This is a genomic window from Paenibacillus sp. FSL R5-0887, assembly GCF_038002305.1.
Classification (GTDB): domain Bacteria; phylum Bacillota; class Bacilli; order Paenibacillales; family Paenibacillaceae; genus Paenibacillus_AQ; species Paenibacillus_AQ odorifer.
Window position 1 is genome coordinate 1,924,364 of sequence record NZ_JBBOCE010000001.1, and the last position, 16,577, is coordinate 1,940,940.

Annotated in this window: 10 protein-coding genes; 7 read left to right on the forward strand and 3 right to left on the reverse strand. The window is 42.3% G+C overall.

The features are described from left to right. Positions 1–6: 6 nt before the first annotated feature. The 4 genes from MKY14_RS08660 to MKY14_RS08675 all read left to right on the forward strand — a co-directional run bounded on the left by MKY14_RS08660 (position 7) and on the right by MKY14_RS08675 (position 9,632). The gene (locus tag MKY14_RS08660) at positions 7–795 is read left to right on the forward strand and encodes a MerR family transcriptional regulator (protein ID WP_076129711.1); all 789 of its coding nucleotides are present in this window, start codon (positions 7–9) and stop codon (positions 793–795) included. Beyond that, entirely contained in the window at positions 792–1,469 is a 678-nt protein-coding gene (locus MKY14_RS08665; RefSeq protein ID WP_076309318.1) for a GNAT family N-acetyltransferase, read from the forward strand. The genes MKY14_RS08660 and MKY14_RS08665 overlap by 4 nt, the downstream gene beginning before the upstream one ends. Further along, a complete protein-coding gene (locus MKY14_RS08670) occupies positions 1,453–2,460 on the forward strand; it encodes an alpha/beta hydrolase family protein (protein ID WP_340976300.1) in 1,008 nt (335 codons plus the stop codon). Before MKY14_RS08665 ends, MKY14_RS08670 begins: the two co-directional genes overlap by 17 nt. A 1,292-nt stretch (positions 2,461–3,752) precedes the next feature. Then, the gene (locus MKY14_RS08675; RefSeq protein ID WP_340976302.1) at positions 3,753–9,632 is read left to right on the forward strand and encodes a bacterial Ig-like domain-containing protein; all 5,880 of its coding nucleotides are present in this window, start codon (positions 3,753–3,755) and stop codon (positions 9,630–9,632) included. A gap of 76 nt (positions 9,633–9,708) precedes the next feature. On the opposite strand, the gene MKY14_RS08680 is transcribed toward MKY14_RS08675, so the two are convergent. Further along, positions 9,709–10,488: a helix-turn-helix domain-containing protein gene (locus MKY14_RS08680; RefSeq protein ID WP_340976304.1), complete on the reverse strand. Its 780-nt coding sequence runs from the start codon at positions 10,486–10,488 to the stop codon at positions 9,709–9,711. Positions 10,489–10,608: 120 nt separating this feature from the next. Here MKY14_RS08680 and MKY14_RS08685 point away from each other — a divergent pair, with 120 nt between their 5' ends. Then, a complete protein-coding gene (locus MKY14_RS08685; RefSeq protein WP_340976306.1) occupies positions 10,609–12,525 on the forward strand; it encodes a right-handed parallel beta-helix repeat-containing protein in 1,917 nt (638 codons plus the stop codon). A gap of 247 nt (positions 12,526–12,772) precedes the next feature. Here the strand turns inward: MKY14_RS08685 and MKY14_RS08690 are convergent, their stop codons facing one another. After that, positions 12,773–13,939: a hypothetical protein gene (locus tag MKY14_RS08690; RefSeq protein WP_076129716.1), complete on the reverse strand. Its 1,167-nt coding sequence runs from the start codon at positions 13,937–13,939 to the stop codon at positions 12,773–12,775. Further along, positions 13,936–14,460, reverse strand: coding sequence for an RNA polymerase sigma factor (locus tag MKY14_RS08695; RefSeq protein WP_081386240.1), 525 nt, complete (start codon positions 14,458–14,460; stop codon positions 13,936–13,938). Before MKY14_RS08695 ends, MKY14_RS08690 begins: the two co-directional genes overlap by 4 nt. 173 nt (positions 14,461–14,633) lie before the next feature. On the opposite strand from MKY14_RS08695, the gene MKY14_RS08700 reads away from it, so the two are divergent. Both MKY14_RS08700 and MKY14_RS08705 read left to right on the forward strand, forming a co-directional pair. Further along, positions 14,634–15,464, forward strand: coding sequence for a MerR family transcriptional regulator (locus MKY14_RS08700; protein WP_340976308.1), 831 nt, complete (start codon positions 14,634–14,636; stop codon positions 15,462–15,464). A gap of 13 nt (positions 15,465–15,477) precedes the next feature. Further along, positions 15,478–16,503, forward strand: a complete 1,026-nt coding sequence (locus tag MKY14_RS08705; RefSeq protein ID WP_340033208.1) for a serine hydrolase domain-containing protein — start codon at positions 15,478–15,480, stop codon at positions 16,501–16,503. Positions 16,504–16,577 lie beyond the last annotated feature (74 nt).

The following is a 16,577-nucleotide window of genomic DNA, read 5'->3' on the forward strand; positions in this document are numbered from 1 at the left end:
CCGCCCTTGAATCCGTACCTTACAATTGGCGAACTATCAAAACTTATGAATGTATCTATCCACCAGATTCGATATTTTGAAGAAAAAGAAATCCTGTTTCCATCCTATATAGACAATAATCAGTACCGGATGTACGGCATCGATGAAATCTATCAATTGGCACATATCCTGTTACTCCGCAAATTAAACATCCCTGTCAGCACCATTAACCAAAGTATGAATAAATCCGCAACGAATGACTACCGACTGCTGTTAGCGAAATCGTTAAACAAAATCAACACAGAAATAAACCAATTAATAATGCTGCAACAATTTATACAAAAGGTACTAAAAGAGCATGCAGATTATGGCAACATGGAGGGGGAGTATCAAATTAAACATGTGGATAATCGTTATCTGAAAAAGTGGTTGGTGCTAGAGGATAACGAAACAATAACTGCACGAAGTTTATATGAAAAAAGACCGCAATACCATCATTTATTTGAAACAGATTTGCATTATGTATACGATTCTGAACAAGTAACCTTATGCTTTGAAACCATTGAAACCACTCCCGCCCCTGACATTGTTTTAGAAAAAGGGTGTTATCTCTATAAAGCATTTTTTGTAACAGACGATCAGGATGTAGATCATGAGATTGCCAAGCTGGAACACTTTTTAAATGGGCATCACTACATGGTATTGGGACCAATCATCATTTTGGAGAAATCGTACCTATCCATGTTTAACAACGACAAGCTTCATTATGAGCTTCAAATTCAAATCGAGCATGCCTTAGATGATACCACTAAATGAGTACAAACGAGGTTATCATCGCCCATTACCAGGAACAAGATCGTGAGGCTGTAAGCAGGCTTTTGGTAGATGCATTTCACGGGAAATTTCACTCTCTCCTCTCTCTCGAGGACAATGAAATTGCTGATCTACTTATAAGACTTTGGGAACAAGATTCTTCTTCCTTATCATCTAAACAAATAATCGCTTATGAAAACGGAGAAGTGGTTGGCACTATCTACTTAAAATGGCAGGATACGCTCTCCCTTAAAAAAGGATCAATTAAACCACTGAATCGGGCTCCCTTTTTGCAGCTATTCAAGAAATTTGGATACTTAAATGTTTGTAAGTTAATCCTTGGGTTATATTTTTTGGATTATCAACCTAGAGCAAAAGAGTGTTATGTGGCTCATTTGGCTGTTCGGTCCAGTCACCGTAATAAGGGAATTGGCAAAGAGTTGCTGGTTTGGGCGGCGGATTTTGTCAACAGTCATTCTGAGGTTGAAAGATTAACGCTACATGTTGCTAACAATAATAAACGAGCCATTAATATGTACCAGCAGTTGAACTTTGAGATCCATAAATCTGACTATAGCGCGGTAAGACATTTACTTTTTAAAGAGCCTGTTTGGCATTACATGATAAGAAAAACATCGCTACAATCTGGGGGAGCAATGAATGAAAAAGAAAATTAAGCTAACTGTCTGGATGATTACCATTTCGTTGTTGATTGCAGCGGTCCTGTTCGTACTACAGCAACATTCTTTTTCAATGACTGAGCAAAAAATTGAAATAGATACACCTCAAGGTCAACTAACAGGAACCTTAGTTCTGCCCGAAAGTTACTCTGGAACCGTCGGACTGGTAGTTTTTGTTCATGGGGATGGCCCAGTTAATGATACTTACGATGATGGATATAAACCTTTGTGGGAAAAGCTCGCCTCTGCCGGATATGCTTCCTTATCTCTTAACAAACCGGGTATTGGGGGTTCCTCAGGGAACTGGCTAGAACAAAGCATGGAAGATAGAGCACAAGAAACTATATATGCGATTAACTGGGCTAAAGCCTTACCTATGATTGATGCTCAAGCTATTGGTTTGTGGGGAGCAAGTCAGGCGGGCTGGGTGATTCCTAAGATTGTTAAAAAAGTGCCTGATCTCGCCTTCAGTATTCTTGTATCCCCCGCCATTCAATGGATTTCTCAAGGACAATACAATACCAGACAAGAGATGATTTTAGAAGGTTTTTCAGAACAGGAGATAAAAAAGAGAGAAGATTATAACGCGCAAATCCTACTGCTACTTAAAGAACAGGCGTCGTATGAAAGTTACTTGCGAATTGCACAATCGGACGATTTAATTTCCAAAGAAAAATGGGGTTTTTTCGCTAAAAATTATCAGTCAGATGCGAGCGGGGATTTAAAAAACTTCACTACACCTGTCCACTTAGTTCTTGGCGGGCAAGATATAAATGTAGATGTTGAGGAAACCGAACGTGTTTACCGTGAAAAAATTCCTGAAAACCTACTCTCCGTCTTCTATATTCCTGATGCTGATCACTCTATGCTCTCAAAAAAGAATGCCTCATCACCATTAAGAACATATTTGACCGCTGTCTTTTTTCCACGACATATTGTTGTTGAGCCATATTTAGATGATTTGGTTCACTTTGTAAGCCAGTTTTAATCTGTTTGCCATCCATTATGCACTCTCGCCAGCTGAAGTCCCTACTTTCGGACCGTATAGCTCTTATTTGCCAATTATCTTCGTTTTCGCCACGTTATCGGACTCAGTTGCAGTTATTTACTCAAAAACACTCCTCAGATCCACTTTTTCGGCTCATTAAGAGCTATGCAGTCCGAAACTCAGGGAAAATGAGCGAATTAGCTGAAATAGCTGCGTTACGGTCCGTAACGACAACCGCGGAAGTAATGACTGCCCAAGCCCGTGTATTGGCTATGATTTCCCCAGAATCTACGTATCTTATAGAATACCTAGGTCTATCACCAATGCACTCCATACGTTCGGACCGTACAGCCCTTATTTGCTGAATTTCCTCGTTTTCGCCACTTTATCGGACTCAGTTGCAGCTATTTACTCAAAAACACTGCTCTGATCCACTTTTTCTGCTCATTAAGAGCTATGCAGTCCGAAACTCAGGGAAAATGAGCGAATTAGCTGAAATAGCTGCGTTACGGTCCGTAACCACCATGCGGAAAGTACTTAACAACAGCTCAAACCCATATGTTGGCTTTAATCTCCCCAGAATCTACGCATTTTACAGAATACCTACGACTATCACCAATGCACTCCATACGTTCGGACCGTACAGCCCTTATTTGCTGAATTTCACCGTTTTCGCCACGTTATCGGACTCAGTTGCAGCTATTTACTCAAAAACACTCCTCAGTTCCACTTTTTCAGCTCATTAAGAGCTATGCAGTCCGAAACTCAGGGAAAATGAGCGAATTAGCTGAAATAGCTGCACTACGGTCCGTAACTCCAATCGCGGGCGTAATTTTTGCTCAAACGGTCGCGGACTTCCACTGCAAGCGTTCTTACCGGCAGCTTAGGTTCACTAACGACAACCGAGTATGTAATTATTGTTCAAACGGTCGCGGACTTCCACTGCGAATGTACTTATCGGCAGCTCAGGTTCACTAACGACAACCGAGTATGTAATTTTGGCTCAAACGATCGCGGACTTCCATTGCGAGCATACTTACCGACAACTTCGGCACCCGTAACCACCACGCCAGCGTACTAACCACCAGCAACAGACTCCGAAAACTCCACGTAAATAGCAGAAGCAAAGGCATAAACCGGGTGTCATTAACTCAGATTCTCCCTCTCCTGCTGCATAAACAGCGTTATATGGCGTATTGATTATAGCTGTACGCTTTAGTGATAACGTATAATTTCGGATGATCAAGCTTAGCTTTGGTCAAAATCGATCATATAAGGAGAGGTTTTAATCATTGAGAAAACAACAACGTTTGTTAGCCATGCTCGTAACCTTCCTGCTTTTGTGTTCCTCTTTTCCGTTATCGATGTTTGCAGAGGAAGCACCTGATCCTTATGAAGGAATGATTAACATTCAAAGTGAATGGCAAGGCAGCGTATTTGGTGATGTTGGGGGGCAAGACAAGATTACTGCGGCCAACTTTGGCATTACGGAGAACACGGATGGATCAGCAACACTGCGAAGCTCGAACGATAGAGGTAAAGTATCGGGCAGCACGGAAGGTATCGCTTATTACTTTAAAGAAGTTGATCCAAGTGTTAATTTTGAGTTAAAGGCAACGGCTCACGTGGATGCTTGGACAGCCAATAACCAAGTTTCCTTCGGAATAATGCTGCGCGGCAATGTGTGGGATAACCAATTCGGAGCCTACTCTGGAGATTATGTCGCCTTGGGTGCTTTGGATCAAGAAATGAAAGCGTTTCACAAATTGCAAAATACAAGCCTACAGAAACTTGGGTACGTGTTTGATAACGCTAATCGCCCTGCCCAAGGAGAGAATTACGAATTAAGCATCAAAAAGACCGGAAATCTGTATATTGTCCGCATCGGCAATGAAACCAAAACGATCGAAAGCTTTGACGGCTCCATTCAATATGCGGGCCTTTATACTGCTAGAAATACTACGGTTACGTTCCGAAACATTCAATTCAGTCAAGAAGGCCAAATCGAGCTAGGACCTTGGGGCTTCAGCGCCTTCGGAGGCAATACTAGTCCAGCTAAGAACCCCGAACCAATAATTGAAAGTCCAACCTCTGTAACGATGACGACTTACGGCGGCAAAATCTCCAGCAGCGATGAGGGATTATCTTTTTATTCGAAAGAGATTCCTGTGGATGCGAACTTTGAACTGAAAGCGACCGCTTCAGTGATTGCTTTTAATAGCAATAGCACTGTCAGCACACCTAACCAGAAATCCTTCGGTCTTATGCTCCGCGACAGTATTGGGACGAACGGAGATACAAACACAACTACTTCTAACTACGCGGCGGTCGGTGCTTTGGATCAGGTAATGAAAGGTTTTTATAAAAAAGATACCCAAGTGAAGTTAAATCCTTTTAGCGATATCCAGGCCCCGTCCGCAGGAGCTGTATATTCGCTAAGTATTAAAAAATCAGGAGATACTTATCGATTAAGTGTGGGTGATCAGACCGAAATCATAACTCTGGACGATACGTTCACAGATACTCTTTTTGCCGGAATTTATGTAGCTAGAGATGCAACTGTTACTTTCAGTGACATAGACATCCAGCTTGAATCCAAAATCGTAACCAGCTTAACCGCTGATACGAGCGCAATGACGAAAACCACTTATCTGGTTGGTGAGCCCCTTGATTTGACTGGATTAGTCGTTAAGGCTATTTTTTCTGATGAGAGTGAAGCAGTTTTGTCTTCTACGGATTATATTGTTACAGGCTTTGATAGCAGCAAGGTTGGAGAAAATATCATAACCATTAACTACAACGGTGCTTTCGTGAGCATTCCTTTGCAAATCGTTCCATTATCTATGACCTCATTATCAGTGAAGTATTATCCAGCTAAAACCGTATATTACCCAGGGGATACCTTCGATCCAGAAGGCCTTGTTCTTGTTGCCAATTATAACGACGGCTTCCTGACCAAAGAACTGACCAGTGATCTTTATTCCCTCTCCATTAACGGACAACCGATCAGCGATTTATTACCGTATCTATTTACGCAATCAGGCTCCACAGCGGTATCCGTTACTTCAACAGAGGCGCCGGCAATCACATCGACCTTTAATGTGGAAGTAAAAGCAGCGACGTTATCCGCTTTAGAAATTCGAAATGAACCTAAACAAACACTCTACTATATCGGGGACTCCCTCAAACTAGAAGGACTTGTGGTTTATGCTCATTACAGTGATGGTACACAGATTCGGCTGTTGAACAATGAATACAAGGTCTCTCCTCTCGACACCACGACACCTGGGGATAAAAAAATCACAATTACGCATAAAGGCTTAACAACCTCTTTTCAAGTTAAGGTCAACGTTAAAAAACTAGTAGGCATCGAAGTCACCAGCTATCCTAAAACTACCTTTTTTATTAACGAAAACTTTGACAGCAAAGATCTCTTCGTATCCAAAGTGTATGATAATTCAGATAGAGAGAAGCTAAACAGCTATACGCTCGACACTTCCAAGTTCGACAATCAGGCAGCTGGAGTGTATGAAATTGGCATACTCCCTACCGATTCTTCTATTATGCCCATTACGTATTCCGTTACAGTAAAAGAAAGGATCGATCCCGTTTGGAAAAGCATTCAATTCGGTCAGTCCACTTCAGCTGCTAACAATCAGACGATTGTCAACGAGGATGGATCCGCCCAACTGATCGCTTTGGAAGGCGGCGGTAAAGTCACCGAAGATCATGACGGCATTACCTTCTATTACACCGAGCTAGATGCTGCGGAAGATAATTTCGTGCTGTCTGCGGATATCCAAGTGTTGGCTTTTGCAAAAAATCCATATGACGGGCAAGAATCTTTTGGCATTATGGCACGTGACGTCATCGGCACACAAGGAAATTCTAGCGTCTTTGCATCCAATATAGCTGCCATCGGTGGTTATAGCGGCGGGACGAAAAGCGATCTGGGCACACAGCTTTTTGTCCGTACGGGAGTTGAAAAAACGGATGGGACTGGCAGTAAAGGGATTCAAACCATCATGCTTCAAAAAGAACGTCCTGCACCTGCCAATACTGTTCCAGCAGCACCTTACCATTTAACCTTAGCAAAGACGAATAGTGGTTTTACAGGACAGCTCAATAATGGCCAGCAAGCTATTCATTTCACACCAGACATTCTAAGCATACAGGATTCAAAAATGTATGTCGGATTCTATGCTGCTCGTTTAGCCACAATTAATGTAAGCAATATTCAATTAACAGTCACTTCAGCAGCTACAGATTCTCCTAAAATAGAACCACCTGCGACTCCCGTCACACCTAGCTTAAATATACTTTCACTAAGTAAAACCTCAGATCCAGCTTACCAAATGATTGTGCGCTCTAATGTCAACGGAACGGTGACGTTGAAGCAAGGTTCTACGATCATCGCTCAGGATATCGAGGCAATAGCTGGTAAACGTCTTTCTATTCCCACGAGACTTCTTGATCAAGGAGATACGAACTTCAGCATTACTTTTTTACCAGATGATACTCAGTATTTGACCTCTTATGAGAAGATCATCAGCAACTTTACCGTCACCCTAAAAAGTTATAACGAAGATGATGATATCTACGTATCCCCCACCGGATCAAGCTCCGGAGATGGAACAATCAATCTCCCACTTGATATCGATACTGCGATTGATTTCGTTAAACCAGGTCAGCATATTATTGTGCTTGAGGGTCGTTATGTGCGGAAATCACCACTTGAGATTAAAAAGTACAATGATGGCAAAGCCTCCGCCAAAAAGTATATAGAAGCAGCACCAGGAGCAAGACCTATCTTTGATTTTGACAAAAAAACAGAAGGCGTTCTCTTGAGCGGAAACTATTGGCATGTGAAAGGACTTGATTTCACTCGCTCAGCTGGGAATACCAAGGGCTTTACGGTGGGAGGCCATTATAACATCGTTGAAAATAGCCGTTTCTATGCGAATGGTGACACTGGTCTACAAATCAGCCGAACAGATGGTACCGCGATAGAACTCAGTGAATGGCCTTCCTACAACTTAATTCTCAACAGTACCTCCTTCGACAACCGTGATCCATCTGACAATAATGCCGATGGCTTTGCGGCAAAATTGACTGCGGGTGTTGGTAATATTTTTAGAGGTTGTCTGGCGCATAACAATATCGACGATGGCTGGGACTTATATACGAAAGCAGGCTCAGGTGCAATAGGTTCAGTGCTGATTGAGCACAGCGCCGCCTTCAACAATGGGTTCTTAACAGACGGAACCGTAGGTGCCGGTGATAAAAATGGCTTCAAGCTTGGTGGCGAAGGCATTCATGTCACACATACCATCCGCGATTCCATCGCCTTTGGTAATGGCGCTTATGGTTTTACAAGCAATAGTAATCCAGGTGTGATCGCCATCAACAACATCGGATTTAACAATACGCGTGGTAATATAAGCTTCACCACTTATGATCACATTACTGCAGACTTTACGATTGACGGTTTCTTATCTTACCGAACTGCCAACATTGCAAAAGACCAATATCCAGCTTCTTTAGCTGCGGACAATAATTTCATGTTTGACGGTACGCGATCGGCGAATAAATCAGGTTTAGAACTGAGTGATTCTAACTTTGTCAGCTTAAATCCTGTAGTCAATTACTCTCGGGATACTGACGGGAATATAATCTGGGGCGATTTCTTGAAGTTCATTCCTTTGGATGGGCCGGAACCAAGTCCGACGGCTTCTCCGAGTCCAACGGCTTCTCCAAGTCCGACGGCTTCTCCGAGTCCGACGGCTTCTCCAAGTCCGACGGCTTCTCCGAGTCCGACTGTTTCTCCAAGCCCAACGGCCTCACCGAGTCCGACTGTTTCTCCGAGTCCGACCGCTTCTCCAAGTCCGACCGCTTCTCCAAGTCCGACCGCTTCTCCAAGTCCGACGGCTGCCGCGAGCTCAGGCAGTTCCGGATCATCGGTTGGAGATTCGGCCACTACTATACTCCATTTGGACGGTAGCGCAAGGATTGAGATACCTACTACTATGAATGGAGAAAAAGCTAGCGCAATATTGACTGAATCTTCCTTACAAAAGATTATGGCTTTAGCCAAACCTAATTCCGCAGGCCACAAAATCCTAAGAATTCAGCTCGCAGAGGAACAATCGTCAAATGTTGGCTCATTTGAAGTCACTCTCCCTGCCGCAGCATTTCTTGTTGGAGCATCCACATTGCAGCTGGAGATCAATACATCACTAGCTACCTTTGTACTTCCGGATAATCTATTCCCGGCGAAGACACTGGACAATGTGAAGACGGTTACCTTGCTCCTCAAGCCTGTCGATACAACAGGAAGTTTAAAGAAGCAATTGGGTGAAAGTTTGCTTATTGATTACGAGTTACTTTTGGATGGTACAACAGTTCAATTAGAGAGTTTAAATTCGGCCATACAAATTGGGCTTCCTTATCCAGCTGCTGTAGTTCCATTGAACAACGCCTTTATTGTAGTGTGGAACGTCAATGCGCACGGAGTCATCCAACCGGTAGTAGGCGGGAATTATGATTCAGATAAGAAGCAAGCTATTTTCTCAACAACAAATTCATCTGGGCAATATGCCGCCGTCTACAATCACAAAACGTTCAGGGACATATCTGATTCTCATTGGGCGAAGTTTATTGTAGAAGTACTAACATCAAAAGGGGTCATTAATGGTGTAACAGAAACAGAGTTTAGGCCCGACCAGACTGTTACACGTGCAGATTTCGCACTTTTATTGGTTAGAGCTTTAGGTCTATCTGCAGCAGAAGGAAATAGCTTTGCTGATGTGTCACCTAACGATTATTTTTATGAGGGACTTATGACAGCTCAGAAATTAGGGGTCGTTACGGGCCAAACCGACGGCCTTTACCACCCTCATGACTCCATCTCCAGACAAGAAATGTTTGTTATGGCAGCTAGGGCATTGAAGGCTGCTGAGGTATGGGAATCGAATACGACCGCTTCCTCCCCCTCTGCATTAGACAGCTACACCGACCATAATCAAATTTCTAATTATGCGGCAAATGATATTGCGGCGCTGGTATCAGCAGGTCTTATTAAAGGAGACTCTCAGCAGCAGCTTACACCAACTGCCCATTCCACACGTGCCGAAGCCGCCATGCTGATTTACAGAATTATGATGCAAAAATAAAAAAAAGAACTCCAAGACCACTATACTCGTGGTTTTGGAGTTCTTTTTATTCTCTTCCCTCCCCCCTTTAAGTCTTCTAGTTCATTTCCTTATCAGGAGGATTGGAAACCCGATACCCTTTCGGCGATTGATGGGTGATTTTCTGGAAATTCCGATGAAATGACCGTAAGTTACTATAGCCGCAAAGGTTGGCAACTTCACCAATAGTCAGATTCGAGTTTTTTAATATATAACATGCTTGTGAGATCCGATAGTGATTCAAGTAATCTGTGAAGGGCATTTTCATCAGCTGGACAAACAGCTTTGATAAATACGGGTAATCATATTGCAGATATTTTGCTACAGCTTTTAATGTGCAATCGGCAGAATAATTTTGTTCTACAAAAAGCAGGATTTTATAGAGCACCTTTGTTTGCGGGGACTGTTTGACCGGAGCAAATGATGTCTGACAGATCAACTGCGCACATACACCATACAGGAAACTTTTCTGGCTATAAATCGAATCCAGCTTTGTACAATCAGGTTCATTCACAGCATGGAGAACATTGTCAGTTGGAATAAAGCTCTTATAATTCATGTGAAAATCACCTATCAATTCTGTGGAGAAGAGGATTACCATAATCTCCGAAAAATCAATCGTCTCAAATTCATGCATCTGATTAGGAAAAATAAAAACCAGATCATTTTTCTGTACCTGATAGCTTTTCCCATCAATGGTGATAGATAACTGCCCTTCTTTGACATAAATAATCTCAAATGCCCGATGAAAATGAAGTGGAAAATGATAGTTTTTCAATGGAATGAGTTTAAAGTAATCTTTTTCGCTGACACCATGTTTTTCAAAAAAGGGCCACAAGTAGATTCTCCTTCACGAAAACACTAATTTTGTCTTAAAGTGTACTATATAAAGTATAGAACTAACAACGTTATTTCCTATAATATTGGATAAAGTCAACCAAGCGGAGGTTATAGGACAATGGAATATCACATATCAAAAACCGGTTCAGATCAAGGTCAAGGCACTCAGGTGGATCCCTTTTTAACCATCAATAAAGCGGCTTCAGTAGCTGTGGCTGGGGATAAGGTTATCGTTCATGAAGGGATATATCGCGAGTGGGTAAAACCGAGATACAAAGGATTAAGCGAACAAAGAAGAATTATTTATCAAGCCGCTGAAGACGAGCAGGTTGTCATAAAAGGCTCTGAGCATATACAAGATTGGCAGCAGGTTGAGAACCAAATATGGAAAGTGATCTTGCCGAACACGTTTTTTGGCAGCTTTAATCCGTATGTTGAGGAAGTGTCTGGCGATTGGCTCGTCACTATAGAGGAGACAAGACACTTAGGGGATGTATATCTAAATGGCATGTCTTTTTATGAGGTCAGTCAGTATGATCAACTGGCAGCTCCTGTCGAAAAGCTGGAGTTCAAGGATCTCTGGACACAAGAGATGGTTCCGGTCCAAAATCCAAAACAGACGACCTACGTTTGGTTTGCCGAAGTAAGCCCTGACCACACCACGATTTACGCTAATTTCCAAGGTGCCAACCCGAACAAAGAACTGGTAGAAATCAATGTACGCAGATCTTGTTTCTACCCTGAAGAAACCGGAATTGATTATATTACTGTAAAAGGTTTTGAAATGGCGCATGCGGCAACACCTTGGGCACCTCCAACGGCAGACCAGCCCGGACTGCTAGGCACTAACTGGAGCAAAGGCTGGATTATTGAAAATAATATCATTCACGATGCCAAATGCAGCGCTATCAGTATCGGCAAAGAAGCTTCCACAGGCCATAATTACCGCACCCTTCGAAAAGACAAACCCGGATATCAATATCAGCTTGAATCCGTCTTTACTGCTGAGCGTCAGGGCTGGAGCAAAGAATCGATCGGTTCACATCTTATCCGCCATAATACCATTTATGATTGCGGCCAAAATGCCATCGTCGGCCACTTAGGTTGTATTTTCAGCGAAATTCATCATAACCATATTTACAACATTGCGACAAAACGGGAATTCTGGGGCCACGAAATTGCCGGGATCAAGCTTCACGCACCGATCGATACTCACATCCACCATAACCGGATTCACGATTGTACTTTAGGTTTATGGCTGGATTGGCAGACCCAAGGGACAAGAATCAGCAAAAATCTGTTCTATCAAAATCATCGGGATTTGTTTATAGAAGTAAGCCATGGCCCTTACATTGTTGACCATAATATCTTGACAGCTAAACATGCTTTAGAGAATGTAGCCCAAGGTGGAGCCTATATCAACAATCTGATCGGCGGCAGGATGGTTCATCGAAAGGTACTAAACCGGTCCACGCAATATCATCTTCCGCATAGTACAAAAATTGCCGGTTTCTCACTTATTTATGGTGGGGACGATCGGTTCTATAACAATATCATTGTTGGAAAAGACGGATGGACAGGCGTGGGCACATCACATTTCAATCACTACACCACCTCTTTGGCGGAGTATATCGAGAATGTCCATAAGTTACACGGTGATCTTGAGGAGTTTGAACTCGTTGAACAGCCTATGTTCATTAATAACAACGCTTACTTAAACAGTGCAGAGCCTTTCGAAAGAGAGAATGTAAAGCTAGTTGAAGAAAGCTTTGATCCAGACTTCTTTATTGTAGATCAAGGAGATGAGGGATTCCTTTCCATTGCTCTGCCTGAAAGCTTCGTTAACTTCTTAGGTGAGGTACATTCAACTGAGACTTTGCCGCGGGTGCGCATCGTGGATGCCGAGTTTGAGAATCCGGATGGCAGCAATATAATTCTGGATACAGATTTTCTGGATAACAAGAAAGAGAATAAAAGCACTTTAGGACCTCTTACACTTTTGAATAAGGGCAAAAATTATATTAAAGTGTGGTGATCGGTAAAGCAGGTGGCTAGTCCACCTGCTTTTTTCATTGCAATCATTGAGTCTGCTACTTATTGGCCTTAATCTTTTGAATAGATACTTCGTTTTGTTCTATTATGATTTGATATTCAACAATCTCTCCTGCTTTAAATTCTTCGTTAAATTCTTTACTGACCGATCAAAGAATTGATCTGAAGGTCATGGACGATAAATAAAACGAATATAGATAAGTCTTGTGAAAAGTTATCTGAATGATACTCTAATTCAAAATAATAATCCTGCCCGTGATTACACCCTTTTCATCTCTGGAAAATTGAAGTGCCCTAGTTTCTTTATCGTCCGCACTGAAACTTACGGAATCCGAGTAACCGATTTGCCCTTCCTCAAACATATTTTGGACAAAAAGCTTAACACTCCAGTTATCGTATTCATAATTGAAAGCCCCTTGTTCATCAACACGCACTTCCTTTACAGATTCAGGGATAATCGTGCCGGTGGAGATTTTTTTCTTCATATCCTCTATTTTTTTAATTAGTTCCTTCTCATCATCATCAATAGAGGCAGCTGCATCTGTTGAAACCGCTGAATCAACTTTGCTGTCGGCAGAGGGTTCTTTCAACAGCTCCTGTAAATAGCTCTCAGCTTTGACAGGGTCAGCTTTGGTTGGATCCAGCGGAAGTTCAAATAGAATAGCGGTCCCCTTGTAATCGTTATTAGCGCTAATTTCCCCTGTACTTTCATTATAAGCAAACGCATCTTTGCTAAAAAAAGAACTACCATTACTGACAGCTAGATATACCCCTCGGTCAGCGAACATCTCCACTCCATCACATTCAATCAGCCGGTACATAATTCCATCTATAACAGCCTCGCTATAGCCACCATTCATTGTTGTGATATTAACCTGCCATGGTTTTAGTCCCTTTATAAGCGGTGACACAAAGAATGGATCCTGGCCATACTCCGGTTCACTTGTAGCAGGCATGGGGCCACCGTCTATTCTGGCGATGGATACAACGGCATAGGATCTGTTTGGGTTAATATTCTGATCAGACTTACTCAGTTCTGAAAGACCTTCCCCCGAGACTATTCCATTCAACGTCACGTTATAATCACCAGATATAACCGATTGGTTGATTTCAACAGCATCCCTGCTTTCGAATGCTTTTGCCAGCAGTTGCTGGCCCAGATGCTCAGCAACCTGCTTGGGGCTAAATAGCTGTGTAGCTGCATAAGCCGTTAAAGACATTACAAGCGTGAATATAGCAACCATTAGTCCAATAGAAACTCTTTTTTTATAGGCTGGTTTCATTGGTTTAGTCTCCTTAAACTGTTGGATGATTCTTTCGTTTAATTCCTCTGTCGGCTCTGCTGTAGAAGCTAGCGCTTGCTTTAGCAGTTGATCCAACTTTTCGGAGTCATTCATTGGGATTCAACCTCCAAAATCTTTTTCATCGCCTTGCGGGCTTGGAAAAGTCTGCTTTTAACTGTGCCCGGTGGAATCCTTAGCGCTGAAGCAATCTCATCAACGGTCATTTCTGCGGTATAGTACAGATAGAGCGGTATTTTCAGTTTCTCATTCAGCCGGTCTGCGGCAGCATGAATCATGTGCCGAAGCTCCTGGGACAGCAATGCATCCTCTGGCATAACCTCTCCATCGGAAGTACACGCCAGATCGACCGCTTCATTATAATCTGCTGTAGGTGCAATTCTTTGCCGCCATGCCCATTTTCTGCGTTTGTTTTTGCGTAATGAGATAGCAATCGAGATAAGGAACGCTTTCGGATTTTGGTTCAGGTCCATTTTATGCCGCATTTCCATAGCTTTTAAAAAAGTCTCCTGATAGAGATCGTCCGTATCCACCCTATTCCCCGCAAGCGTAAAACAAAATGCGTAAATTGCTTTGCCATGTAATTTTATTAGGTCACTCAACTCTTCAATTTCCAAGTAGGCTACTCCTTTCTGAATGGCCATTCACCTATATATTGTCGTAACCTTAGAATCGGTTCACTATTTTGCTGTTGACTTTGACCTTAGGGTAAGGTGTTAAGTAGAGCTAGAACCAAACATCGATGTTTTGGCTTGGAAGCTTAATTAAAACGAAAAAAGGAGATGACTTTTTGCTGTCAATTGGAGAATTCTCGAAGATATGCGAAGTTTCTACGAAGACGCTTCGATATTATGATGAGATCGGATTAATTCATCCCGATGAGATTAACCCTGAGAACGGTTATAGGTATTACTCCATTAAACAACTTAAAAAAATGCTTTTTATCAATCGTCTGAAAGGTTATTGTTTCTCGCTGGAAGAAATCAAAGACATTTTACAATGGGAACAGAATCATTCAGAAGAGAAGCTCTACTCAGCCCTTAATCTCAAGAAAAAAGAAATACAGGAGAAAATAAGCGCTTATGAATACACCTTACAACAAATCAATAGTGATGTTTTAAATTTGGAGAAAGGTATTCCCATGATGTCCTACCTGAATGAGATAAAAGTAGAGCTTGTTGAAACTCAGCCTATGAATATTCTTTTTACGCGTCAGATGTTGAGCAGTGATGACTATGCGTTAGGTTATGGACATTATTTTAGCAGGCTATATGAAAAAATCGCCACGGAAAAACTCACTTTGCTCGGTACGCCAATAACGATATATCACAGCCATGAATATAATCCAGCCGGAAATGATACAGAGTTTGCCCTCCCTATAAAAGAGAGTGTAAAAGGTACAAGAGATTTGCCTGATGCTCTTTGTGCGAGATCTGTTCTTAAAGGCGCCTATTCAGAATTGACCTCGGTCTATGCTCAGCTGAGAGAATGGATAGAAAATGAAGGTTATGAATGGGTGAACTCACCTTATGAAATCTACTTAACGGACCCGACACAGGTTGCTGTGCCTGAGGATCTGGTTACCGAGGTCTATTTTCCAGTAAAGAAAAAAAATTCATAAAGGAGTACCTTTCATGCTCAAAAACAATTATCCAACTTCAGATTGGCAAATCTCAGCCCCCGCAAACTTAGGAATGGATGCTAATATGCTTTCAGAGCTAGAATCAAGGATCAAATCCGAGTATAGCAATATCAACGGGATTGTTGTGGTAAGAAATGGAACTATTGCTTATGAAAAATATTATAATGGCGCTAGCCCGAATGACACACATCATGTGGCCTCTGTAACAAAAAGTATCATATCCGCGCTCATAGGCATTGCCATAGAGGCTGGCTGTATTAACAATGCAGATCAAAAGGTACTGGAGTTTTTCCCGGACTATGTTCCAAACGCTGCTCAAGATCCGCAAAAACAAGAAATCACCTTACGCCATCTCCTGACGATGACCGCACCTTATGCTTTTGCAGATTGGCACGAACCGCTGGAGCAAATGTGTATGCAGCCTGACTGGGTAAAATATACGCTGGATATGCTAGGCCAACAAGGAACAATTGGGGATTACAAATATTCTACCGCTGGAGCACATCTGCTTTCTGCCATCATCACGCGCAGCACTGGACAAAGTGCCCGTGAGTTTGCCAACGAACGTTTATTTAAACCTATCGGAATGAATGAAATCCCGGATTATGAGATGAGCTCATTTGGGTTCGATGATTTGTTTGGGGTTAAGGTGAAGGGGTGGGTGGAAGACCCCAATCGTATCACCACAGGAGGTTGGGGACTTACGTTGTCTCCACGCGATATGGCGCGTTTTGGTTTATTATATTTGAACCATGGACAATGGGAGAATAATCAGATCATTTCGGAGACATGGATTGAGAAATCAACAGCGATGAACCCTAATCATTACGGTTACTTGTGGTGGCTACGCGAAGAAGACGGGGTTTACACCTACTCAGCGTTAGGTGATGGTGGTAATGTCATTTGCTGCATTCCAGAAAAAAAACTTGTCGTAGCCATCGCCTCAGAATTCACACTTCAGCCTCGTGACCGGTGGCCTCTGATTAAGGATTGTATTATTCCGTCTGTTGTAGAGTAAAGAAGATAGAAAACATGCTGGTTGCCACTACTTTATTAACAACTAGGAGAGCAACCAGCTGTCTACACTCTAAA

What these genes read in the sequence shown, in the direction of transcription:
- MKY14_RS08665 (WP_076309318.1), top strand. Translation starts at nt 792, where the DNA reads ATGAGTACAAACGAGGTTATCATCGCCCATTACCAGGAACAAGATCGT.
- MKY14_RS08670 (WP_340976300.1), top strand. Translation starts at nt 1,453, where the DNA reads ATGAAAAAGAAAATTAAGCTAACTGTCTGGATGATTACCATTTCGTTG.
- MKY14_RS08685 (WP_340976306.1), top strand. Translation starts at nt 10,609, where the DNA reads ATGGAATATCACATATCAAAAACCGGTTCAGATCAAGGTCAAGGCACT.
- MKY14_RS08690 (WP_076129716.1), bottom strand. Translation starts at nt 13,939, where the DNA reads ATGAATGACTCCGAAAAGTTGGATCAACTGCTAAAGCAAGCGCTAGCT.
- MKY14_RS08705 (WP_340033208.1), top strand. Translation starts at nt 15,478, where the DNA reads ATGCTCAAAAACAATTATCCAACTTCAGATTGGCAAATCTCAGCCCCC.